Origin of the sequence: Acinetobacter piscicola (assembly GCF_002233755.1) — a bacterium.
Taxonomy (GTDB): Bacteria; Pseudomonadota; Gammaproteobacteria; order Pseudomonadales; family Moraxellaceae; genus Acinetobacter; species Acinetobacter piscicola.
This window is the reverse complement of sequence record NZ_KZ268707.1, coordinates 46350-67260: the sequence shown is the minus strand read 5'-3', so window position 1 is coordinate 67260 and position 20911 is coordinate 46350. Positions and strand designations below refer to the sequence as shown.

Below are 20911 nucleotides of genomic sequence, written 5' to 3'. Positions count from 1 at the left end.
AACGTCTGATGCGTGGTGTAAATAAAGTCATTTTAGTGGGTACTTTAGGTCGTGATCCTGAAACCAAAACTTTCCCAAATGGGGGCTCTTTAACGCAGTTTTCAATTGCGACAAGTGAATCTTGGACAGATAAAAATTCGGGCGAAAGAAAAGAACAAACCGAGTGGCATCGTATTGTATTACATAACCGTTTAGGTGAAATTGCACAGCAATATTTACGTAAAGGCTCAAAAGTCTATATCGAGGGTTCTTTGCGTACTCGCCAATGGACAGATCAAAATGGTCAAGAGCGTTACACCACAGAAATCCGTGGTGAGCAAATGCAAATGCTAGATTCAAATAACCGTCAGCAAGGTGAAGGTGGTGAAAGCGGTGGTTATAATCAACCTCGTTTCAACAATAACCAACAACAAGGTGGTTATGGAAATCAAGGCGGAAACCAAGGTCAAGGTGGCTACAACCAAGCTAATCAAGGCAACCAAGGTGGCTATGGCAATGGCGGAAACAATGTAAATCAAGGTTTCCAATCACCTAAGCCGCAACAAGCGCCGACCCCAGCAGCTGCGCCCGCTGATTTAGATGATGATTTACCGTTTTAATTGATTTAAAAGATCAATCATCATCCCAACCCTCTTTTTAAAGAGGGTTTTTTATTTGTTGTGGATTATTTCTTAGCTGAAACCCACATCGTGATCACAGCCTTAAAAACGATATTATTCGCTGTATCTCGTACTTCAACATTCACGAGATAATCACTACCGTGGCTCCATTTAAAATTTTCCTCAGCAGGCTTGGCAATAGCAACTAAATCAGTTTCAGCCTTTTTTAGATATTCTACCGTCATGCCTTTTGGAATCCAGCGATGTGTCGAGGGAACGGTCGCATCTGTCATGGTTCCACCAGCTAGTTCAGCCATATTACACATGGCAATCGCATGAACAGTGCCAATATGGTTTAAAACAGCACGATGTTTTTTAATTTTGATTTCACAATAATTCGGTCTAAGTTCCTCAAATACAGGAGAAATACTACTGAAATAAGGTGCTTTTAGACACAATAATTTTGAATATGTCCATTTTCCAGCAGGCTTATTTTTAAAGCTGTTCCATAGTTTGAGTGCTTGGCTCATTTTTCTTTCCTAATGTGTTTAAACAGAATATAATTCTAATACAGAATAATATTCTGTTATTGGTCAAGCAAACGAATTTTTTAGATGAGATGGTCAATATCATCATTTTAGGATGAATCAGCAATAGGTTTTTGAATGGATAATTTAGTTTTATTAGAGAGAATTTATAGTGGTCGTCGTGCTGAACTGAAACGTATTATTTTAAATGAAGCACTGTTTTGCTTTCTCAATGATGGGATTGAATCTACAACGATTGAAATAATTCGTGATCGTGCGAATACCAGTATCGGTGCGATTTATCATCATTTTAAGAATAAAGAAGGAATTGTTCGGGCATTGTATTTATCTGCTTTGCAAGATCAAGCTCAGCGCCGTGAACATGCTTTGCAGTCTGTGCAGTCTTTACAACAGGGTGTGGAAGCAATTGTAGCCAGCTATATCGATTGGGTCGTGGACTTTCCAGATTTTGCACGGTTTTTATATGCTGCAAATTTTATCCTTACAAAAAGTGATGATGTTTCTGAATTAAAACAAAAAAATCATCAGAGAAATCAGCATTTATTGACTTGGATGAAGCAACAATCAAACTCTGTCTTTCTTCAAAATATACCCTATGAATTGCTGTTATCGTTGGTCATTGGTGCAACAGAAAGTTATTGCCGCGCATGGCTTTCAGGCAAAGTAAGTACTTCACCTATGATTTATAAGCAAACTTTGTCGCAAACCGCTTGGTATAGCATCAGTTGCATGGCTGACAGTGAAAACAAGGCGAAATAACGCCTTGTTTGAGTTGATACATTGTATTTTAAACGTGGCAATCATATTTAGAAAACGCGTGAACTTTGCATATAGTCAGCAGTCACTTGATTCAAACTGTCGAGAATCAGTGTTTTATCACCCGTTTCAATGGCTTGATTGAGCTGTTGCATATAGCCCAATAGCTGCGTTTTAGCAGCCGCAGAAAATTCAGCTGTCACAGCCTGATCTTCATAGAGTAAAACATAGTTTTTGGCAAAACCATAAATAAGGAAAAGCGTACTTTTTTCTAAGTCATTACCAGTATTTAAAATCTGTGTTTCACACTGATTTTTGAGTTGCTTGAAAGCATCGCTACCATTAGAAAGGTTTTGGAATTGCTTCAGAAGTGTTGGAAAAATCATTTTTAAAATCCACTCAAAAAGAAAATCTACAGAACAAGTCGGTAGAGGTCAAGAGAATTTGAAATAGAGTTTTTCGATAGCAGCGTAGTTTTAAATTGAAATATTGAATCTAATTTTTCGATTATATTAATAAAAAACTACTGTTTTACCAATACAAGTTTGCTTCGTATAGTGGCTTCACAGATAAGCAATCCCTGAAACGAATTGAAGGAATACCCGATGAGTTTGATCAATACAGAAGTTAAAACGTTTAACGCAACTGCATATAAAAATGGTGAATTTATTGAAGTCTCTGAAAAAGATTTCTTTGGTAAATGGTCGGTTGTGTTTTTCTACCCTGCAGATTTTACTTTTGTCTGTCCAACAGAATTAGGCGATTTAGCGGATAACTATGCTGAATTCCAAAAAATGGGTGTTGAGATTTATTCTGTTTCTACCGATACACACTTTACGCATAAAGCTTGGCATGACCATTCTGAGGAAATTAAAAAAATTCAATATCCAATGATTGGCGATCCAACTTGGACATTGGCTAAAAACTTTGAAGTCCTTATTGAAGCTGAAGGCTTGGCAGATCGTGGTACTTTTGTGATTGATCCTGAAGGAAAAATTCAAATCATTGAAATCAATGCTGGTGGTGTGGGCCGTGATGCACAAGAACTTCTTCGTAAAGTCAAAGCAGCACAATATGTACATGCACACCCAGGCGAAGTTTGCCCTGCAAAATGGAAAGAAGGTGATGCAACACTTGCACCATCAATCGATTTGATTGGAAAGATTTAATTTTTCGTCAATAATTTTGATCAAAGTTTGTAAAAATCCAGAACGCAGCTTCTGGATTTTTTTATCGGCGCTTACATCACATAACCTGAATGATGATCGGCTAAGCTGCGTAGTCCTTCAACCAGTGTATCAATCAATTTTTCCATGGCTAAACGTTGCCCTTTACGTGATGCATAGACCAACTGCACCGTCCCCATATTGGAACACCATTCGGGTAAGATATGAATTAAATCACCCTTTTTAATATCTTCTTCTACGGACAAGTAAGGTAAATCTGCAATCCCTAAACCATCTTTCACAGCATAATAGACCCCAGCAAGGTCATTGCATTTAATACGGGGTGTTAGTGGAATATTCACTTCTTCATTATGTTGAATATGAGATAAATGCCAAGCATATTGCTGTTTTTGTGTGCCCAGTACAATACTTGGAAACGCATGTAATTCTGGAAAATATTCAATCTTTTTGTTCATTAATAATGCAGGGCTTGCAACTAAGCAATGCACGGTTTTAATCACATCCCGTACAATTAAATTAGAATCTTCATTGCTTTGAAAATTGGTACGTATCGCTAAATCGACATCATCATGAATCAGGTCGACACGGCGACTGGTCAACTCCAGTTCAATCTCAACTTTAGGATAATTTTTTAAAAATTGATTGAGTAAGCTTCGAATTTGAAAATGCATCATCACTGTTGGGCAACTGATTTTGATCAAGCCTTGAGGCTCACTTTTTTGACGCAATAATACATTTTCAGCGCATTCAACTTCGGCGATTACCTTACAACACGCTTCGTAAAATTCCTGCCCTAATGACGTGACTTTAAAATGACGCGTAGATCGTTCGATAAGACGAATATTAAATTTATTTTCTAATTCTAAAATACGTCGGCTCAGTTTAGATTTTGTGATATTACTCGCCTCACTTGCAGCACTAAACCCGCCGTGTTTGACCACCAAATAGAAGTAAAAATAATCATCAAATGAATGCATAAATTATCCTAAATTTAGATCATTACAAAATAGCATAATTGAAAAGATGTAGGATGGATCAAATAGAAATATATACAAATACAAAGATCAGTCAATTCAATAATTTGATTGACTGATCTGCATATTATCTATATGAATTAATCACTTACTTTTGCGAAGTATTCGCATTGAAGCTTGTGATGAGATTACGATAATCAGGAATATGGTTTGAAAATAGTGCACCTAAACCTTCAATATCATTACGCCAATCGCGATGTAATTCGCAAGCCATGCCAAACCATGTCATCAATTGAGCACCTGCACTTGAAACACGATCTAAAGCTGAATCACGTGTTAAAGCATTAAAAGTTCCTGAAGCATCGGTAATCACAAAGACTTCAAAATCTTCTTCTAGTGCTGAAAGTGCAGGGAAAGCGACACAGACTTCAGTCACTACACCTGCAATAATCAGTTGTTTTTTGCCTGTTGCTTTAACCGCTTTTACGAAATCTTCATTGCCCCATGCATTGATTTGACCTGGGCGGGGAATGAATGGCGCGTCTGGAAACATTTCTTTCAGTTCAGGAACGAGTGGGCCATTCGGGCCATTTTCAAAACTGGTGGTTAGAATAGTTGGCAAATTAAAATATTTTGCGGCAGCTGCAACAGCCAATACATTATTTTTAAATTTATCAGGATCAATATCACGTACTAATGAAAGCAATCCTGCTTGGTGATCAACCAGTAAAACCGCTGCATTGTCTTTGTCTAAACGAACGTATTTTTTTCCCATTTTTCTATCCTCAGAAAGTGATTTTAAATCAATTATTTCAAGTAAATCAGTAACAAAATTTACTGAATACAATCGATCATAAAAATATTTCTGTGTGTTGTTAAGTCTATAAAATAGGATTAATTATCTTGAAAATGGGATAGTTAGCTTTTTGCGTAAGTCGGGCTGTGATGAATATTTATTTATAATGAAAGTTTCCTCTCCTTTAAAAGGAGAGGATTCATATGATAAATCTTCCTCATCCTCTTGCGTGTAATAACGTTGATCCCAAAGGGCGAAGGGACTTTTAATATTATTTTTTGATCTTTTTCTGACATTTACAAGATATCTAATATTAAAAATATATTCTTTTAATTTAAATATTGTCTTTATTTTGGGATTGATTTTAATTCATATCGCTATGATTATCTCAAATATAGGAAGCTGAGTATTAATATCAATACTGATCTTATCCTTTAAAAAGATTATCTTGCACTCATATTACTCCCTAGAGATAGGAGCTTTAAGATGAAAAGAATTATCGGCGTTTATCGCAATCAAAATATGCATTGGGTTGGCGATGGTTTCCCTGTAAAAAATTTGTTTTCTTATGATCGTTTGGGTCAAGCCATTAGTCCATTTTTACTTTTGGACTACGCTGCACCGTATCATTTTGATTCTACTACGGCACAACATGGTGTAGGTTCACATCCACATCGTGGTTTTGAAACCGTAACCATTGCTTATCATGGTGAGGTAACACACAAAGACTCTCATGGTGGTGGCGGAACGATCAAAACAGGTGATGTGCAATGGATGACTGCGGGTTCAGGTCTGATGCATGAAGAGTTCCACTCACATGACTTTGCTGAAAAAGGTGGTTTATTTGAAATGGTACAGCTTTGGGTCAATCTACCTTCAGCAGACAAAATGACGACACCAAAATATCAAGCGATTGATGCAACTGATATTCCAGTGATTGAGTTTGAAAATAATGCAGGGCATTTAAGAGTGATTGCAGGTAACTTTGCTGAACAAGCAGGCCCAGCGACCACTTTTAGCCCAGTCAATGTGTGGGATGGTGTGTTAAAAGCAGAGCATGAAACACATTTTCATGTGCCTGTTGATCACAATACCCTAGTGGCTGTTTTAGAGGGTGAGGTACTGATCAATGGAACACAATCTGTAAAAGATAACTCGATTGTTATTTTTGGCAATGATGGTGAGGCACATATTCAGGTTTCGGCTGTCCAAGATGCTAAATTCTTGGTATTAACAGGTAAGCCACTGAATGAACCAATCCAAGGTTATGGCCCATTTGTGATGAATACTAAAGATGAAATTACTCAAGCGTTTAATGATTTCAATCAAGGTAAATTTGGTGTAATCGCTGTAGAAGCATAATCAAGAAATCGGGGCTTTTGACCCGATTTTTTATTTTAAAGATAAATGTTTAGATAAAAAAAGAGGATCTCTACCCACACAGTAGAGATCCTTTTTGCGCTGTATTTTCTTTTATTCATTTTACTGTAGTAAGTACTTATGTTGATTGTAATTGTGATTTAGTTTTCGTTTTTATGCTACCTATGATAAATAAAAATATTAGACTTGTAAATAAAATTTTAAAAAATAGTTAAATTATCTATTTGTTTTTAATAAATATTTTATAAATACATGAAAAATATAAAATTATTTCGATAAGTATTCTCTTCGTTTTATCAAAAACCATATTTTGTGAGTGAAATTTTGTAAAAAAGCAGAAAACTGGAACTTTTTAATAGCTGCATTCTATAGTGCATGGCTCATAATAAAAAAAATGGGAACTTACGGATAATAACTTTGAATATTGCAGTCATTGGAAGCGGCATGGCTGGGCTCGCTACCGCAAGAATTCTTAAAGATGCAGGTCATACAATTACGATCTTTGAGGCTTTACCTGGTCGTGGTATGGATAGCCATAGCATTGAATTTGAAGGTGGTTTGATAGATGCACCTTTACGTGTGATGAATCAACATTTATGGAAAAATACCCTAAGTCTAGCGACGCATTTAGGGATTAAAACATTTCCTGTACGTACCTTTATGGCATGTAGCTGGCTATTTGAAGATAAAACAGAAACTTGGCTAACAACATCACGGACACGTATTGGTAACTTCCCCATTATTAATAATCGTAAAGGGATTAAGCAGTACGGTTGGCGTTTAGTGAAAGGAATGTTGCAACTCAAAACGGCAATTCATCAATTTTTTAAATCTAAAAATCAAGATATTACCCTTGCAGATTTTATCAATCAAAATGAAATAGAAGAGGTATTTTGGCATGGTGCTGTCATGCCAGTGCTTTATACGATTTGTACATGCGACCCTAAAACGATTGGTGAATGGCCAGCAAAACCTTTACTGATTTTCCTAAAGCAATTAACCGATGGAGATGCTTTATTGCGTCTACATGGTGGAACGCCAGCATTTGTTGATAAATTAGTTGAAGGGATTGATATACATAGCGGTTCTGAAATTACCAATGTTGAAGAGCAAGCGGATCATGTGCTTGTTGAAAATGTTCAAGGTGAAAAATTTCAATTTGATCGTGTTGTTGTCGCAACCCCAACCAACAAATTAGAAGAATTTTTAAATGCAGAGCAGTTTGCTGATGACATTGCGCTCTTGAAAAAATTTAAGTTTGAGCAAGGTGAATTAGTGATGCATACAGATCCAACTGTTATGCCACCCAACCGTAAAGATTGGAGTGTTCTCAGCTATATGATGGATCGCAAATTTACCAAACAGCAGTTTACGGTTTGGCTGAATTCGATTGAACCCAGTTTAGTTGGAAAATCACCCGTATTTCAAACATGGCGTCCTGTGACTGAAATTGATCCGAAGAAAGTAATTTCAACGGTGACGCTGACTCGTGCCGTGGTGGATATTGAAACAGTCGCACTCAATAAAGAGCTACAACAACGCCACAAAACGCCTGATCGTAAAGTATTTTATTGCGGATCGTGGTCATGTGATGGCTTACCTATTTTAGAGTCAGCAGTCACTTCAGCAATGCACATTGCAGAGATTTTTGGTGCACCATTGCCATTTGTAGGATTAAAACCTAAAGTAGAAGTAGCACCGCAATTGGGCTACTAAACCTAAAGGGTTCATAATTTGAAATGAAATGGTTACAAGCAATTCAAAATAAATTCCCACAGCATAAATATGCAATCAATGCAGAATTATTGGGAGATGACACTGAATGTGCTTGGACTAATTTAGGCTACTGGGATGATGCAACATCATCCTATACAGTAGCGTGTCAACAACTGGCTGAACATCTTGCACAAGCTGTTCAGTTGCAATCTCAAGACCGTGTTTTGGATTTAGGTTGTGGACAAGGTGCAAGTTTAAAATATTGGCTAGAACATTATCAGATTCAAGATTTAGAAGCCGTAGAGCTGCAACAAAACTGTGTCAATAAAATTCAGCAACATATTCAATTGAATGCGATTCATTGCCAATCTTTTTTGGACTTACAACAGATTTCTTTTAAAAATCGGTTTGATGTGGTGATGTGTATTGATGCTGCTTATCACAGTGATTTGAATTTATTTTTAAATTCTGCAAATTCAGTTTTAAATCATAAGGGGCGCTTGGGATTTCATTATTTAATACTTTCAGAACAGGTGCTCAGTTTCCAAAAAAAATTAAAATATGCTTGGCTTTTAAAAGCAGCAGATGTGAATTTTGATCATTTAAAGAAGCAAGTTCAAATACAGCAACAATTACAACAACAGGGTTTTGGTGCAGTTCATATCCAAGATATTTCAGAACAGGTTTTGCAGGGTTTCAGTCATTATATTTCAAAACAATTATTGAACTTACAACAGCGTGGAATGGATCATTTCAAGATTCAAATGACAGCAAAACTATGCCGGACTTTATTTGAGGATGGGATTGTAAGATATGTGCAAATAAGTGCACGAAAAGATAAATAGGTTTTTTATATTTCTAAAATTCAATATCTAAAATGATATCGCAAAAATAACAAAGTCTCACTAAAAAGCGAGGCTAAGTATAAGTGGTGCCGGCACACGGATTCGAACTGTGGACCTACTGATTACAAGTCAGTTGCTCTACCAACTGAGCTATGCCGGCGACTTGGCGTGAATTTTACAGAATATTTGTAAGATTGCAAGCCAAAAAATAAACAGTTGAATCATCTTTAATATTTATAGCTATTTAGCAGGGGGTGAAGCGTTTAATTCTAAACATTCTTTAATCACATTTTAATTTCAAGTAAGTGAATCACCGCTTGTTTGATGGATTGAGTTGTAGAGCTTTTTGCAAAACTAGAGGTTGAAAATACAACAGCATTCGCAATTAATAAAGTACAACATATAATGAGTTGTAATCCCTTCATAATATTTCTTCTTAGTATGAATTGGTATGCATTATTTTTATCAAAGTTGACCTTATTTGTAAATACGTAGACGCTCATTCAGTTGAAAAATATTATTTTTGATAGGGTTTTATCCTGCAGATCATAGTTTTAAAATAGCGATAAAACACAGTTTAAAACCGATTAATCTCTTAAATAAAATTACGATATTAAACAATTTTATAAAGTAGAAAACGATAGAAAAAATTGCAATTGATAAGGCTTATAGTTGATAAGCCTTATGCCGTTTTTAGTGAAGTGAGTTAATAAATCAGATATAGAAAAAATATAGACTTATTTGCTCCTTAAAATATGATCTAAATCTTGTGCACATTCTTCTAAAGTCATTGCCATATCAATTTGCATTTGAGGTTTTAATTCGTTTGCGAGAGTTCTCCATTGTTCTATCAATCGAATCGCTTTTTGAATTTTATGTTTATTTACATCTTTGGCAATTGTTGCGGTGTATCCACCACGTTTAGCATTTTTAACTTGTCTTACATAATTAGTGCTGGTATTCATCATCACTCCCGAATATCAGTTTTATGTTATTCACTTGCTTGAGTTGCTACTGAGTTACATTAGGTACTTTGATTATCGTTAAGGAATATTGCATCTATATGATATTTATTTTTAAATTTTTATGACCCCCTTAGAATACACTAGAAGTTTTATGATTTGATACTAATTCAGGAAAATAAGAATTGAAACAGTGATGTGCATTTTTATATAGGGTGTTATGTATCTATTTGCTTCAAAAAGTAAAAGAATGATTGGATAAAGAGTTTGAGCTGGAAGAATAGTTTTATTTTTAACAAGACTCAAGTACAGTAAAACAGCTTTAGAATATTATCTATAACTATTTACGCATGTATTTAGAATGAGTTATTTTTAAATCGCATTATAAAAACTTGGCTAGATTGTGAATGAATGACTTAACAACAAGATTTTTAAATAATTTTAGTCAGTGGCATGAGTTGGCTCTGACAACCATAAAAGCCATTATTGCGATAGGAATATTATGCTTGGTTGCTTATCTCCTAACAATTGGTTATATCCCTTCAGAAATTAGCTTTGGCGATACACTCATTTTTTTACTGATTTTTGCTGCCTGTTCTATAGTCTACGCTGGATTAAGTATGGTGCTATTTTTCTTTGGTATCTCTTTAATGCCAGTGGTGTACCTAATCTTTAGTACGCTTGATAAATATTTACCACCTCATATAAGAATTGGAAAAAAGCTTCCATTTCCAAAGGTCAGTATAATCACATTAGCTGCATCCCTATATCTTTTATATACTATACGTGGCTTATTATTGTTAGATTGGAAAATTAGCCTTTATGTTGTTATTACAGCAAGTTTTATTTCCTTGTTTTATTATGCTTTTTACCTAAATCGACAGAAGATCAAAGAATTCAATAATAAGTTTGAAAATCTAAAAGATATTATTGATGATCCTGATGCGAGTGAAAATCTTAAAATGTTTGCAAGAGCCAAATTGAAGCGATTAGAAATTCATATTAAAGACAGCATACAAATCGCACTTTTTCTTATTCTGACACCACTCGTTCCCATGTACTTTATTGGAGATATTGGTAAAGTTTTTTTAGATTTTACGATGCAAAAAACAGGTGTAAGAATAGAAAAACCAACCTTATATATTAAAGCGCCTTATGCCAATTTAATTGATTTACCAAAGACTTCAACTCATGAGTTAAAACAGCAGCAAACCTATATTTTTAAGGATGCAAAAGTGTTATTTCAGGGTATTGGTAAAAATACTTTAGTCTCTTATAAACTTAAAAATATTGAAAAGCAGATCGTCATTCCAAATGAATACATTATTGTGGAGCGAATGAGGAGTATTGATGATTAATTTTCATGCACTTTAAGCATGTCATCTAGATTGGGACAGATGATAACAATAAAAAAGGCTTAAACCCTTATGGTTTAAGCCTTTTGAAATGAACGGTAATTTTTGAAAACATAATCTTGGCGAGAGAGGGAATCACATTTGAAGCCTAAATAATTGATAATATTTAAATAAAAAATAATTAATTTTATTTGATCCCCCAATCGTCCCCCAGACTATAAAAAATTTAGATTAGCATTTGAAGAACCATTCTTATTATACATCAATGTGATGCTGTAGCTGTCAGATTTCATTGCTATGAATTTTTCATGTATGATCATTTGATTTCATCTGTAGAGATAAACCATGTTTGAGATCATTGATGATTTAAAAGCTAAATTAGATCAGCATCGACCTCTTTCACCTGCAATTGTTAAAAATCTACATGAAGACTTGATCCTACGCTGGACTTATCACTCGAATGCGATCGAAGGTAATACCTTAACCTTATTAGAAACTAAAGTTGTTCTAGAGGGGATTACAGTAGGTGGGAAGGCGTTAAGGGAGCATTTTGAAGCGATTAATCATCGTGATGCAATTTTGTACGTTGAAGATATTATTAAAAAACAAGAACCGTTTTCAGAGTGGCAAATTCGTAATATTCATCAATTGATTTTAAAAAATATTGATGATGAGAATGCAGGACGATATCGTCAGCAAAATGTCTTAATCTCAGGTGCTACCACCACTCCTCCAGATCACACATTGCTCAATGACAAGATGGCTCATTTTATAGATTGGTATAACATGGAAGCTCATACATTGCATCCAATTGAGCGAGCAGCCAAAGTTCATGCTGATTTTGTGGGTATCCATCCTTTTGTGGATGGGAATGGACGTACATCTCGATTGTTGATGAATCTTGAATTGATGAAAGCAGGATATCCACCAAGTGTGATTACTGTCGAAAATCGTTTAGCCTACTATGAGGCTCTGGATCAATGGATGGCGTATGGCAATAGTGAGCCATTTAATAACTTAGTTGCTGCTGTTGTATTGGAGGGATTCAAGCCATATCAAACAGTTTTAGGAATCTAGGAAAGTAAAAGAAGGGCAAAAGCCCTTCCTCGTCAATTTTTGCTATCACACTCTAGGTAGATGAATTTTGGTGATACGAATTCAGATTCATAATAGACATATTTGTATTTTTCAACTTGTTGTCCAAAAATGACTTTCCATATCTTTTCATTTATACCGTCTACACCTTGAATATTCATTGAATTTTGAAATTCAAAAATACTCATGGTGATCTTCGAAAGTGGTGCAAAATTAAGAGTGCCATTATCACGAAAGTTGATGCAATCTTTCATTGATAGAGGCTGGCATTCTTGCTCTGTCGCACAATACACATTTAAGACATAGTTATCAGATAAATCACGTTGTATACAAAAAAATAATGCTAAAATTTCTGATTGATGTTTTTCATGAAACTGATTGATGATGCTGCGCATTTTTTGGGTCAAAGCATTTTCCACAGATTTATTTGCTTTAAACAGTTCATGCTCATTCATGTGGAACACATAAGTAAAATGATTTAGATTAAATTGTTGATGAGTTTTGAATAACTTTTTCATCACAGGTACATTTTCTTTACGTATTTCTTTGATTAATGCAATACGCTTATCACGATCAGCGATTGCATTTTTACTGGTTGAATGCTTTTTCAATTCATATATGAATGTATCTACAACAGGTTTTATCTGCTCAACATAGTATTCATTGTGTAGCAGCATTGGATTAATAGGTCCATCCGAATTGTAGCCCAAATTTACATATGCCTGATGCACAGCCTTTACACTTTGACTGATTTTGAATAGTGAGTGTTCTCGTAATTGAACATTAATTGGTTGAAAGCTCAGTAGTAGTTCAAATACATGATCTGTATGCGGAGTATTACTGACATAGTATTGAGTAGAGATTCGACTGATTTTTTTAAATTTTTCCTTGAAAGGCAAATAACTCGGATTCGTAGCGATTTCCGAAACGCTTTGCATATTGAATAGGTTGAACTCACCCATACAAAAATAAGGTAGATTGATGCTTTCTGTCGTATTGGTAGGTTGCATTGACATGTTCATTGTAATCTCGTTTTTTAAATAGGGAAGCAATGCTCTCTAAGGCTGACTGAGAGCATGATTTGAATATTTTGAATTAAGTTACTATGGTCTCTAGGAGAAGCTTACGGGGTCTTCCAACATTGCTTCTTTCAAGGTTGCGAGTGCTATAGCCAAAAGTCCGTTGTTTGACTTGACTCTTTTCGATGATGAATTGACTGGTTTTAGTGAGGTAGTTGACAACTAACTGGTCTAGTGCGTCAATTTTTTCCTGATCATTATGCACAAGTGTCCCAATTGCAAGTTTTTGATAAAAAGCCTTATCGTGATTGCAGCTATGGTAAGACCCTTTGTTCTGGGTAATATTTTTCCATAATTTGCCAAGTAGATCCGCAAAGTAGGTATCTTGCTTATAGATATTGCCATCCATAAAAAAGATAAAATGATAGTGATAGCCCTTTTGAATCCCATATTCTAATTTCCAAATAAAACCGACAATTGGGGGAACTGCATTATTTGGGGTATGGAGTTGTTTAATGAACATTCTCAGGTAATTTTTTAGAAGCTCAAGTGTGATTTTAAATTCTCGATAAATTGCAAAATCAATTCTGATTACCAATAATTTACTGAACTTATGAATCAATTTTCGAATAAGCTGTTTGGCTTTCAGTCTTTGGTTTAAGCTTTTCGCATGGCGTAATTGCTGCGCTTTTTTGTAGTCTTCATCATTCGCTATGGCATAGCTCAGTTGATGGCACAGTACATTGATCAATTCAGCTTTAAATACAAATTGTTGAGGTGCAATAGCGACTAGATCACTTTGACTTTTATGCCAAAAGTCAGTTTGACGATCAGCAAGGATATGTTGTGGTAGAACAGCTCTGAATATTTTTCGACATAAGTCCGCTTCGGGACTTGTACATGTGTCATCTTCCATATAGAAAGGATCAATACGGTTAAGTGAATCATGAATGTTTTTAAGTACAATAACAAATGTATCTTGTCTTTTTAAATGAATACGATAGACAGGATTATTACCACTCTTCTTTACGTGGTGTACGAGACAAATGAACTCAATTTGCTTGTAAGCCTCTTCCTCATTAAATTCTTTAGGTTCAGCATGATCCGTAATTGGTTCAACATCCATCGTTACTTTTTTTTCATTTTGAGTTATGAGATATGGGTTTAGGTCTGTGTTCATATAATGCTCTTTTAGGTAAATTTTAAGTAAGTGAATCCCTACCAAGGCATGGATAGCCTTGGTATGAGTCGTGATATATTTGATGTAGGTTTTAGAAGAGTTGTTGAATGAATAATAAATCTAATTAAAAGTATTATTTATCAATATCATATATTGATTATTATTACTTATTAATTAAATATAAAATCCTAAATTATTGAAAAATATGAGGACCATAATTCCGACAATCCATTTCATCTATTTTTCAGAAATATCGACCTTCGCAGTTGAAAGTCGATTTGGAAAGTTAGCAGGTACGTTGCTTAGCTTTAAACTCAAGCCAATCAACTAATTCATGCTTAAACCAACCTACTGCATTGGAACTGAGTTTGATGGGTTTGGGAAAGTACGGATCGTAACTTTTCGATTTTTCGTTTATCTTTTCATATATGACTGAACGACTTACGCCTGTAAATTCGGTGACTTTTGGTAATCGATATATTTCAATATCTTGATGTATATTTGATGGCATGGATTTTTCCTCCTCTTTTTGAATCCATGTAAGTATTGTGTCGTCCTAAAGGTGTATTGTCATAAAAAGAGCTCCACACTATTCTGATTGCATATATGAAACTTGAAATATCACAGACGATGCAGAGTGCTATTGATGAAAAAATAGTACCTGTCCTTAAAGATTTTTTGCTTTCTAGATTAAAAATATTGATCTTAAATGAATTTGAAAAAAATCATCTTGAAGACAATGCCTTATACGGCTACAAAGATTTTGTGAAGATAAATCAGGAAATTAGTGTTTTAATTTCATCAACGCTTTCATTCGCTCAAATTTTTGAAAGATATGTTGAAGATTCTGAAACTCACCATTCAATTTTTTTGAATAGGCATCCTTATGATGCAATGATTTATGAGTTATTGTGCTATGGGTGGTGGAAAATACAGTGTTCTGATGATTATAAATATCGACCAAGCGTTAAATATTTCAGAACAGATGAAAGCGTGGAAAAGGCTTTCTATTTAAAATTCTATAATCATTTGTCAAGAAAAGGAGAGATGTACAAAATTGAAGAACTGGTGAGGAAATATAATTTAAGTGCGCTAATTTCTCTTTATTCTGTGGAAGATTATTTTGTTGATTTGTATATTTTGACTTCACTAGTTGTGAACAGTAAATCTTTAAATATGAATTTTTTAATTGAGCAACTAAAAAATATCATGCATTTATTGCCTTTTAATCGCCTTACTAAATTTCCTCCTAATTATCAAATTTTGAATAAAAAAAACATAGTAATGGGGGACATAGAAGCTGTTTTGAGTATTGATGTTCCAATCAACAAAAATAGTGATATTGTGGATTTGTTTAATCAGCTTTCTGTGCAATTATCTATTAATTTTATAAATTTAGTAATTGAAAATAAAGATAATTTATTGAAAAATGATAGTCATACCTTATCAGATTTATCTACATTAATGCACCAAATTAAACAAACTGTAAGTGTTTCAAAATCACTTTCAGCACTACAGAAAGAAGTAGATTCACCTTATTTATTGGCACAAAATTTATCTTTACCAACAGCATTGTTTTTATTGCTTTATCGATTTTATATCAAAAAAAATCCTGATTACAGTGTAGACAGCTTTATGAAATATGTTAGTGATTTATTTAGAAAAAGAGGCTATGAAAATGAAATTATAAAGACAGGAAAAACTGATCAACATTCGGTTATCGTGAGTGTTAAAAATGTAAATAATGAGAAAGATACTAAAATTAAAATTACTTATGGAAGTATTCGTTCTAAGAAAAATGATTATCAAAGTGACTTTATTAAAGCCAATAAGCTAAATAAAGATGTGATCTAGTAGTGTGGGACACGGCATTTTTGCCGTGTTTCCTGATTAAAAATAACCATTTAAAATGTCAAACTCACATTGCCTTGATCAGTGATTAATTCCGCTTCAAGTACCTGATCACCACGGCATTTCAACAAGTACGATACAGTAGAGCTATAGCTCATTTGTACAGGCATCTTGCTATGAAAGTCAGCAGTGTAATAACCACAACGACCACGATTAATTTTCATACCTTGTAGAACAAAAGGCTGATCGCTGGTCGATTGAATTTCTATAATATATTCAATTGCCCCTTGTACATTAAAAGCAGATTGAGATTCTCTAGCACTAATGCGAGCCTTAACATTTAGATCGCTAACGAGTGCAGATTCATCCTCAAGCGGAATGTCGGCAACTTCTTGAGTGTTGTTTGGATCAAGGTCAGTTTCCATCATGGCTTTAAGCACATCAGGATACTTATTCCATCCATTAATATAAGACTCAGCTTCCTTGACCTCAGCAGGCAAATAGACATGACCATTGTCAATAATCATCTGCATTTCATTGAGTTTGGCTTTAACGGCTTCCTCGGTATAAGGAGCATAGATTGATTGAGTATCAGGACTTTTTGACACCGCTTGATTGGTCGTATTCGTTTCATCTGTTTTGGGTGGTTGATTGTTTTGACTACATGCCATTAACAGGCAACACAAGGCAATAGTAGGAAATAAAGATTTCATGATTGCACTCCCTTATAATTTAGGACGAATAACAACAAACCAGATGAATAGTAGAATCAAAATTCCACCAACGATTTTACCAACAACAGGAAACATCACCGCAGGCCACACTAAGCCTTGCCCTAAATTGTAGGTAAATGGCTTGTAGTTGTATTGCCCCCAGAAGTGTTGATAGATGGCAAAGAAAAAACCAATCACCAAGTAGCTACTAATCATCCATGTCTTAATATTTGAATTCATTTACTTTCCCCCAATTGCATATTTTGCCAATGCGATAAATAGTCCCATCACGATCATGAAGCCAATAAATGGCAAACCTAAAAAGCAAATCACTGCAATGATGCAGATGATGCCAGCAAGTGTTCTCATGGTTATTCCTTCATGCACTGATAGGAAATATTGACCATATCTTTTTGGAAGGATTCAGTTTGCTGCAAGGTGTAGAGGTTTTCTTTAAGCCCATCTTCCCCATATTTATTTTCAAGTTTGTCGTAAATACATGAACAGGTACTGCCATCAATGCCACCTGTTTTACAACCACTGATAAATTGACGTTCGGTTTTGCTGGCACAACCTGAAGCCATTAATGCAACAGAGATGAGTGCAAGTGAAGTTTGAATTTTCATCATTTCCCCTAATTTTTTATTGTGTTATTTGATGTGTAATAAATTTTGCTGAATGGACTAAAGTGTAGATGCAACAAAGCTTTCCAAGGCTAGACAGCGTTTAGATTAGTCAAATAAGCAAAAATTTATGAATGCTGTTAATGCAACAGAGAAATATAAAATCGTTTCAGGGAAAACAATATAGATAGGAAAAACTTAGTCATGGGTATGACTCCTTTGGCTATGAAAGAAGCTTCACCACGTTACTGCTAAATAATGGTGGCGAAACGAAAGAGGGTTAGCAGACTGATAGCCAAAGGATCAGCACACCTGAAGGTGTCCCCCTCCCGTTCCGCCGCAGAGGGGGCACGCAGGGTCGCCCACCAAAAAGATATACTTTTTAGTGTGCTTTGGCTGAACGGTCTGCTAAAACCGACTGACGATGTAGGTCAGCAGTTGAATGATAAAATTAAGGTTTCGCTGAGTCAATCAAGTGGTGTGAAAAAACAAATAAAATCAAAGGTAGAAAATGCATTTTATGTGAGGTTAGGGGGTTATTTAACAATGACAATAAATGATCGATTTATATTTAATGCTTGTGCAGGCTTGAGGTTGGTCATTGCTTGAGACATTTAGATCATTGATTATGGAAGTAAAGCAGAATCCAAGAGTACTGATTGAATTTGTATATTTCCACTTCATGATGAAGTGGAAATATATCTTGATGATGCTAAGACGGATTAGCAGTCTATAATTTCAATTTTTTCAGGGTCATTTTGAGCTGTAATAATAAATAAATTATGATCAAACTCTGATCTGTCATTTTTAAATTTTTGTTTATATTTTAACCCCTTAGTCGTCTTAAATACCATTTCAAAACTAAAGATAGCGTCTTTATTTGCAGAAATTGTAATTGTGACTTCTCGTGTTGTGGTGTTCGTTTTCAGTACAGGAATGTAAGAGGTCATATGCTCAATGTTTTGGTCTTTAATTAAAGAAATATCAATAACGGGAGAGCCGATATTAATGACTTCAAAATAGTTGTAATTTCCTGCGAATTTAAACTGGATAACAGGCATTGAATTCAGCTCATCTTTTAACTCTTGATCGCTACGTTGATTAGCTAAATTACTTTGGTTTTGATTATATTGGGTGATCAGCAAATCATACTCATTTTTAGCTGTTTCAACTAATGCTTGCTGTTCTTGTACGCTATTTCTAAGTTCTTGGGCTTGAATTTTCAAGGCGCTTGTATTGAGCATATAACCTAGAATTAATAAAATGAATCCTAATGGGGCAAATGTTCCCGCTAGAAAATCCCCAAGGGCATTGGGTTCAAGTGCTTTTATTTTATTAAAATCAACCCCAAAAAAATGATAGATACCAAAAAAGTAAATGCCAGTGATGATAATAAAAATGACAAATTGAACTATCGGTATTTCAAGAAACTTAGTCTCTGCTGTTGAGGTATTGCTTCCTGTAGGGTTATTGCTGGTATTCATGGGAATTTTCCATCTTATTTGAAAGTTATAACTATAAATAAAAACGAGGTTGTTCAGCTTTCTTGAGTAAAGCTTGTCCTCTTGTAAGTGATGATCTCAGATCAAGTTTTGTTCGTCTGCATACAGTCATTAGAGACCATCAAAATGAGAATCTTTTGCAGTAAATTAAAGCAGTGAAAACTAGACCGACGGCTCTTTAAAAGAGCGGGAAATGACGGTAAGAGCATCAACTCTTTGAGATCATTAAAATAATAGCTTGGTCAGGGCTATATTCCAAATAATTTCATATACATAACATACTAATGAGAATCATGAAACTCTTTTGAGAGGACATGAAAATATGAAAACAGAGCCTGCCATCGAGCAGGCTTTTTTATGCCCAAAATTTAAGGAGTCGAGCCATGAGCTTGAGCTGTCCCTTTTGTCATTCAACAAATGTGATATTGGTTGAAGCAAGTACACAACAATCAAATACGACCTTAACCAATTTGGTCACACCGACCACATTGGGTGCATTGGGAACCACGGTCGCAAAGTCTTTCAATCTGCCACCGATTGTCGGTGGAATTGCAGGAACAGTATTGGGTAGTGTGTTGAATTCATTCACTGAACAAAGCACATCATCACAGCAGAATTTGTGCTTTTGCCACAATTGCTACCAAAAATTTCCAACTCATCTTTTGCACTAAAGAATATTCATATCCACACAGATTCAAATTTCAGTTTAATTTAAAAGGAATACAACTATGGCACATCAACTTGAACAAATGGCTTATGTCGGTGATACCCCTTGGCATGGTCTAGGTAATCAACTAAGTCAAAACCAACCGATAGAAATCTGGGCACAACAAGCAGGCATGGATTGGCGGATCGAATCCTCTAATGTCAGTTATATGGCACAGAATGAACGAGGACAAAGCATCATCATGCCTTATGAAGAACAACGAGTACTTTATCGTTCCGATACTCATGCACCACTATCAGTCGTCAGTCAACGCTTTCAGGAAGTCCAACCGAGAGAGATTTTAGAATTCTATCGTGACCTGACTGAGCAATCAGGTTTGGAATTGGAAACCGCAGGGGTACTTAAAGGCGGTAAAAAGTTCTGGGCATTGGCACGCACAGGACAAACTTCATCACTCAAAGGTAAAGATGTCAGTAATGGCTATATTCTTCTAGCTACCGCTTGTGATGGAACTCTTGCTACCACCGCACAATTTACCTTAATCCGAGTGGTGTGTAATAACACGTTGGCGATTGCACTGAAAGGTCAGAACAGCAGTGCAGGGGTGGTGAAAGTTCCTCACAGTACCAAGTTTGATGCAGATAAAGTCAAACAACAACTCGGTATTTCAGTTCGTACATGGGATGAGCACATGTATGAGATGAAACAACTCAGTCAACGTAAAGTCACCCAGTATGAAGCAGCCGCTTATTTCGATGCTGTGTTTAATAACACCACGATGAGCATCACTGACCAAGAAGACAACATTATTCAGTTCTATCGAGATGTTGCCACTCAAGCACAAGCCAATGGCAAGGAAAAATCTGAACCGAATGCCAAGTCGATGAGTAAAGCTATGGAGATGTTTAATGGTCAGGGACGAGGAGCAAACCTCTCTTCAGCCAAAGATACCGCCTATGGATTACTGTGCTCGATCACTGAATTTATCGACCATGAACGTCGTGCTATGAGCACTGACCATCGACTTGATTCAGCTTGGTTTGGTGCAGGTGCATCAATCAAACAACGAGGATTGGAACAAGCGTTAAGCATGATTTGATCATGTAAAAAACTAAATTTCAGTCATGGAAAGTTAGACCTAAC

Annotated in this window: 25 protein-coding genes and 1 tRNA gene; 11 read left to right on the top strand and 15 right to left on the bottom strand. The window is 35.3% G+C overall.

Annotated features, from left to right (window positions below):
* The first annotated feature begins 8 nt into the window (after positions 1-8).
* Positions 9-599 carry a single-stranded DNA-binding protein gene (gene ssb / locus CDA10_RS03720; protein ID WP_089604151.1) on the top strand — a complete coding sequence of 197 codons (591 nt, stop codon included), beginning with the start codon at positions 9-11 and terminating at the stop codon, positions 597-599.
* Between the two features lie 65 nt (positions 600-664).
* Here ssb and CDA10_RS03715 read toward each other — a convergent pair whose 3' ends face one another.
* Positions 665-1129 (bottom strand): hotdog fold domain-containing protein, encoded by a 465-nt coding sequence (locus CDA10_RS03715; protein WP_089604150.1) that lies wholly within the window; start codon positions 1127-1129, stop codon positions 665-667.
* Positions 1130-1264: 135 nt separating this feature from the next.
* On the opposite strand from CDA10_RS03715, the gene CDA10_RS03710 reads away from it, so the two are divergent.
* Positions 1265-1906, top strand: a complete 642-nt coding sequence (locus tag CDA10_RS03710) for a TetR/AcrR family transcriptional regulator (protein ID WP_089604149.1) — start codon at positions 1265-1267, stop codon at positions 1904-1906.
* A gap of 47 nt (positions 1907-1953) precedes the next feature.
* On the opposite strand, the gene CDA10_RS03705 is transcribed toward CDA10_RS03710, so the two are convergent.
* Positions 1954-2289 carry a hypothetical protein gene (locus CDA10_RS03705; RefSeq protein WP_089604148.1) on the bottom strand — a complete coding sequence of 112 codons (336 nt, stop codon included), beginning with the start codon at positions 2287-2289 and terminating at the stop codon, positions 1954-1956.
* Between the two features lie 219 nt (positions 2290-2508).
* Here CDA10_RS03705 and ahpC point away from each other — a divergent pair, with 219 nt between their 5' ends.
* Positions 2509-3072, top strand: coding sequence for an alkyl hydroperoxide reductase subunit C (gene ahpC, locus CDA10_RS03700; RefSeq protein WP_089604147.1), 564 nt, complete (start codon positions 2509-2511; stop codon positions 3070-3072).
* A 71-nt stretch (positions 3073-3143) separates the two neighbouring features.
* On the opposite strand, the gene CDA10_RS03695 is transcribed toward ahpC, so the two are convergent.
* On the bottom strand, positions 3144-4067 hold the full coding sequence (locus tag CDA10_RS03695; RefSeq protein ID WP_089604146.1) for a LysR substrate-binding domain-containing protein: 924 nt from the start codon (positions 4065-4067) through the stop codon (positions 3144-3146).
* A 145-nt stretch (positions 4068-4212) separates the two neighbouring features.
* Entirely contained in the window at positions 4213-4839 is a 627-nt protein-coding gene (ycaC, locus tag CDA10_RS03690) for an isochorismate family cysteine hydrolase YcaC (RefSeq protein WP_089604145.1), read from the bottom strand.
* Between the two features lie 507 nt (positions 4840-5346).
* Here ycaC and CDA10_RS03685 point away from each other — a divergent pair.
* From CDA10_RS03685 to CDA10_RS03675, 3 genes are all read left to right on the top strand, one after another.
* Positions 5347-6222, top strand: a complete 876-nt coding sequence (locus CDA10_RS03685; protein ID WP_089604144.1) for a pirin family protein — start codon at positions 5347-5349, stop codon at positions 6220-6222.
* Positions 6223-6657: 435 nt separating this feature from the next.
* The gene (locus CDA10_RS03680; RefSeq protein WP_213062844.1) at positions 6658-7956 is read left to right on the top strand and encodes an FAD-dependent oxidoreductase; all 1299 of its coding nucleotides are present in this window, start codon (positions 6658-6660) and stop codon (positions 7954-7956) included.
* A gap of 23 nt (positions 7957-7979) precedes the next feature.
* Complete coding sequence (locus CDA10_RS03675) at positions 7980-8801, top strand: SAM-dependent methyltransferase (protein ID WP_089604142.1); 822 nt, start codon at positions 7980-7982, stop codon at positions 8799-8801.
* A gap of 84 nt (positions 8802-8885) precedes the next feature.
* Here the strand turns inward: CDA10_RS03675 and CDA10_RS03670 are convergent.
* The 3 genes from CDA10_RS03670 to CDA10_RS03665 all read right to left on the bottom strand — a co-directional run bounded on the left by CDA10_RS03670 (position 8886) and on the right by CDA10_RS03665 (position 9766).
* A tRNA-Thr gene (locus CDA10_RS03670) sits at positions 8886-8961 on the bottom strand.
* 124 nt (positions 8962-9085) lie between these two features.
* Positions 9086-9226 carry a hypothetical protein gene (locus CDA10_RS16815; protein ID WP_157909340.1) on the bottom strand — a complete coding sequence of 47 codons (141 nt, stop codon included), beginning with the start codon at positions 9224-9226 and terminating at the stop codon, positions 9086-9088.
* Between the two features lie 312 nt (positions 9227-9538).
* Positions 9539-9766 (bottom strand): hypothetical protein, encoded by a 228-nt coding sequence (locus tag CDA10_RS03665; RefSeq protein ID WP_089604141.1) that lies wholly within the window; start codon positions 9764-9766, stop codon positions 9539-9541.
* 404 nt (positions 9767-10170) lie between these two features.
* Between CDA10_RS03665 and CDA10_RS03660 the strand changes: the two genes are divergently transcribed.
* Together CDA10_RS03660 and CDA10_RS03655 are read left to right on the top strand one after the other, a co-directional pair.
* The gene (locus CDA10_RS03660; RefSeq protein ID WP_089604140.1) at positions 10171-11121 is read left to right on the top strand and encodes a hypothetical protein; all 951 of its coding nucleotides are present in this window, start codon (positions 10171-10173) and stop codon (positions 11119-11121) included.
* Positions 11122-11463: 342 nt separating this feature from the next.
* Positions 11464-12195 carry a Fic family protein gene (locus CDA10_RS03655; RefSeq protein ID WP_032027716.1) on the top strand — a complete coding sequence of 244 codons (732 nt, stop codon included), beginning with the start codon at positions 11464-11466 and terminating at the stop codon, positions 12193-12195.
* A gap of 32 nt (positions 12196-12227) precedes the next feature.
* Here the strand turns inward: CDA10_RS03655 and CDA10_RS03650 are convergent, their stop codons facing one another.
* From CDA10_RS03650 to CDA10_RS03640, 3 genes are all read right to left on the bottom strand, one after another.
* Complete coding sequence (locus tag CDA10_RS03650) at positions 12228-13235, bottom strand: hypothetical protein (RefSeq protein ID WP_032027715.1); 1008 nt, start codon at positions 13233-13235, stop codon at positions 12228-12230.
* 73 nt (positions 13236-13308) lie between these two features.
* Complete coding sequence (locus CDA10_RS03645) at positions 13309-14412, bottom strand: YagK/YfjJ domain-containing protein (RefSeq protein WP_032027714.1); 1104 nt, start codon at positions 14410-14412, stop codon at positions 13309-13311.
* Between the two features lie 286 nt (positions 14413-14698).
* Positions 14699-14923 (bottom strand): helix-turn-helix transcriptional regulator, encoded by a 225-nt coding sequence (locus CDA10_RS03640; RefSeq protein ID WP_032027713.1) that lies wholly within the window; start codon positions 14921-14923, stop codon positions 14699-14701.
* Positions 14924-15018: 95 nt separating this feature from the next.
* Here CDA10_RS03640 and CDA10_RS03635 point away from each other — a divergent pair, with 95 nt between their 5' ends.
* On the top strand, positions 15019-16266 hold the full coding sequence (locus CDA10_RS03635; protein ID WP_043041484.1) for a hypothetical protein: 1248 nt from the start codon (positions 15019-15021) through the stop codon (positions 16264-16266).
* 50 nt (positions 16267-16316) lie between these two features.
* Here CDA10_RS03635 and CDA10_RS03630 read toward each other — a convergent pair whose 3' ends face one another.
* The 5 genes from CDA10_RS03630 to CDA10_RS03610 form a co-directional block, all read right to left on the bottom strand.
* Positions 16317-16976 (bottom strand): hypothetical protein, encoded by a 660-nt coding sequence (locus CDA10_RS03630; RefSeq protein WP_032027711.1) that lies wholly within the window; start codon positions 16974-16976, stop codon positions 16317-16319.
* A 12-nt stretch (positions 16977-16988) separates the two neighbouring features.
* A complete protein-coding gene (locus CDA10_RS03625) occupies positions 16989-17216 on the bottom strand; it encodes a hypothetical protein (protein ID WP_089604138.1) in 228 nt (75 codons plus the stop codon).
* Positions 17217-17345 carry a hypothetical protein gene (locus CDA10_RS17085; protein WP_005146783.1) on the bottom strand — a complete coding sequence of 43 codons (129 nt, stop codon included), beginning with the start codon at positions 17343-17345 and terminating at the stop codon, positions 17217-17219.
* A gap of 2 nt (positions 17346-17347) precedes the next feature.
* The gene (locus CDA10_RS03620; RefSeq protein ID WP_005146782.1) at positions 17348-17602 is read right to left on the bottom strand and encodes a hypothetical protein; all 255 of its coding nucleotides are present in this window, start codon (positions 17600-17602) and stop codon (positions 17348-17350) included.
* Between the two features lie 719 nt (positions 17603-18321).
* Positions 18322-19083, bottom strand: coding sequence for a hypothetical protein (locus tag CDA10_RS03610; protein WP_005146779.1), 762 nt, complete (start codon positions 19081-19083; stop codon positions 18322-18324).
* A gap of 401 nt (positions 19084-19484) precedes the next feature.
* Here CDA10_RS03610 and CDA10_RS03605 point away from each other — a divergent pair, with 401 nt between their 5' ends.
* The gene (locus tag CDA10_RS03605) at positions 19485-19772 is read left to right on the top strand and encodes a hypothetical protein (RefSeq protein WP_005146776.1); all 288 of its coding nucleotides are present in this window, start codon (positions 19485-19487) and stop codon (positions 19770-19772) included.
* Between the two features lie 57 nt (positions 19773-19829).
* A complete protein-coding gene (locus CDA10_RS03600) occupies positions 19830-20867 on the top strand; it encodes a DUF932 domain-containing protein (protein ID WP_005146770.1) in 1038 nt (345 codons plus the stop codon).
* Positions 20868-20911: the final 44 nt, after the last annotated feature.

Bases quoted from the DNA above. Each gene is read 5' to 3' on its own strand.
- CDA10_RS03655 (WP_032027716.1), top strand. From the start codon at position 11,464: ATGTTTGAGATCATTGATGATTTAAAAGCTAAATTAGATCAGCATCGA.
- CDA10_RS16815 (WP_157909340.1), bottom strand. From the start codon at position 9,226: ATGAAGGGATTACAACTCATTATATGTTGTACTTTATTAATTGCGAAT.
- CDA10_RS03710 (WP_089604149.1), top strand. From the start codon at position 1,265: ATGGATAATTTAGTTTTATTAGAGAGAATTTATAGTGGTCGTCGTGCT.
- CDA10_RS03610 (WP_005146779.1), bottom strand. From the start codon at position 19,083: ATGAATACCAGCAATAACCCTACAGGAAGCAATACCTCAACAGCAGAG.
- ssb (WP_089604151.1), top strand. From the start codon at position 9: ATGCGTGGTGTAAATAAAGTCATTTTAGTGGGTACTTTAGGTCGTGAT.
- CDA10_RS03600 (WP_005146770.1), top strand. From the start codon at position 19,830: ATGGCACATCAACTTGAACAAATGGCTTATGTCGGTGATACCCCTTGG.
- ycaC (WP_089604145.1), bottom strand. From the start codon at position 4,839: ATGGGAAAAAAATACGTTCGTTTAGACAAAGACAATGCAGCGGTTTTA.
- CDA10_RS03695 (WP_089604146.1), bottom strand. From the start codon at position 4,067: ATGCATTCATTTGATGATTATTTTTACTTCTATTTGGTGGTCAAACAC.
- CDA10_RS03620 (WP_005146782.1), bottom strand. From the start codon at position 17,602: ATGAAAATTCAAACTTCACTTGCACTCATCTCTGTTGCATTAATGGCT.
- CDA10_RS03605 (WP_005146776.1), top strand. From the start codon at position 19,485: ATGAGCTTGAGCTGTCCCTTTTGTCATTCAACAAATGTGATATTGGTT.
- CDA10_RS03705 (WP_089604148.1), bottom strand. From the start codon at position 2,289: ATGATTTTTCCAACACTTCTGAAGCAATTCCAAAACCTTTCTAATGGT.
- CDA10_RS03625 (WP_089604138.1), bottom strand. From the start codon at position 17,216: ATGAATTCAAATATTAAGACATGGATGATTAGTAGCTACTTGGTGATT.
- ahpC (WP_089604147.1), top strand. From the start codon at position 2,509: ATGAGTTTGATCAATACAGAAGTTAAAACGTTTAACGCAACTGCATAT.
- CDA10_RS03685 (WP_089604144.1), top strand. From the start codon at position 5,347: ATGAAAAGAATTATCGGCGTTTATCGCAATCAAAATATGCATTGGGTT.
- CDA10_RS03665 (WP_089604141.1), bottom strand. From the start codon at position 9,766: ATGAATACCAGCACTAATTATGTAAGACAAGTTAAAAATGCTAAACGT.
- CDA10_RS03660 (WP_089604140.1), top strand. From the start codon at position 10,171: ATGAATGACTTAACAACAAGATTTTTAAATAATTTTAGTCAGTGGCAT.
- CDA10_RS03650 (WP_032027715.1), bottom strand. From the start codon at position 13,235: ATGAACATGTCAATGCAACCTACCAATACGACAGAAAGCATCAATCTA.
- CDA10_RS17085 (WP_005146783.1), bottom strand. From the start codon at position 17,345: ATGAGAACACTTGCTGGCATCATCTGCATCATTGCAGTGATTTGCTTT.
- CDA10_RS03630 (WP_032027711.1), bottom strand. From the start codon at position 16,976: ATGAAATCTTTATTTCCTACTATTGCCTTGTGTTGCCTGTTAATGGCA.
- CDA10_RS03640 (WP_032027713.1), bottom strand. From the start codon at position 14,923: ATGCCATCAAATATACATCAAGATATTGAAATATATCGATTACCAAAA.
- CDA10_RS03645 (WP_032027714.1), bottom strand. From the start codon at position 14,412: ATGAACACAGACCTAAACCCATATCTCATAACTCAAAATGAAAAAAAA.
- CDA10_RS03635 (WP_043041484.1), top strand. From the start codon at position 15,019: ATGAAACTTGAAATATCACAGACGATGCAGAGTGCTATTGATGAAAAA.
- CDA10_RS03675 (WP_089604142.1), top strand. From the start codon at position 7,980: ATGAAATGGTTACAAGCAATTCAAAATAAATTCCCACAGCATAAATAT.
- CDA10_RS03715 (WP_089604150.1), bottom strand. From the start codon at position 1,129: ATGAGCCAAGCACTCAAACTATGGAACAGCTTTAAAAATAAGCCTGCT.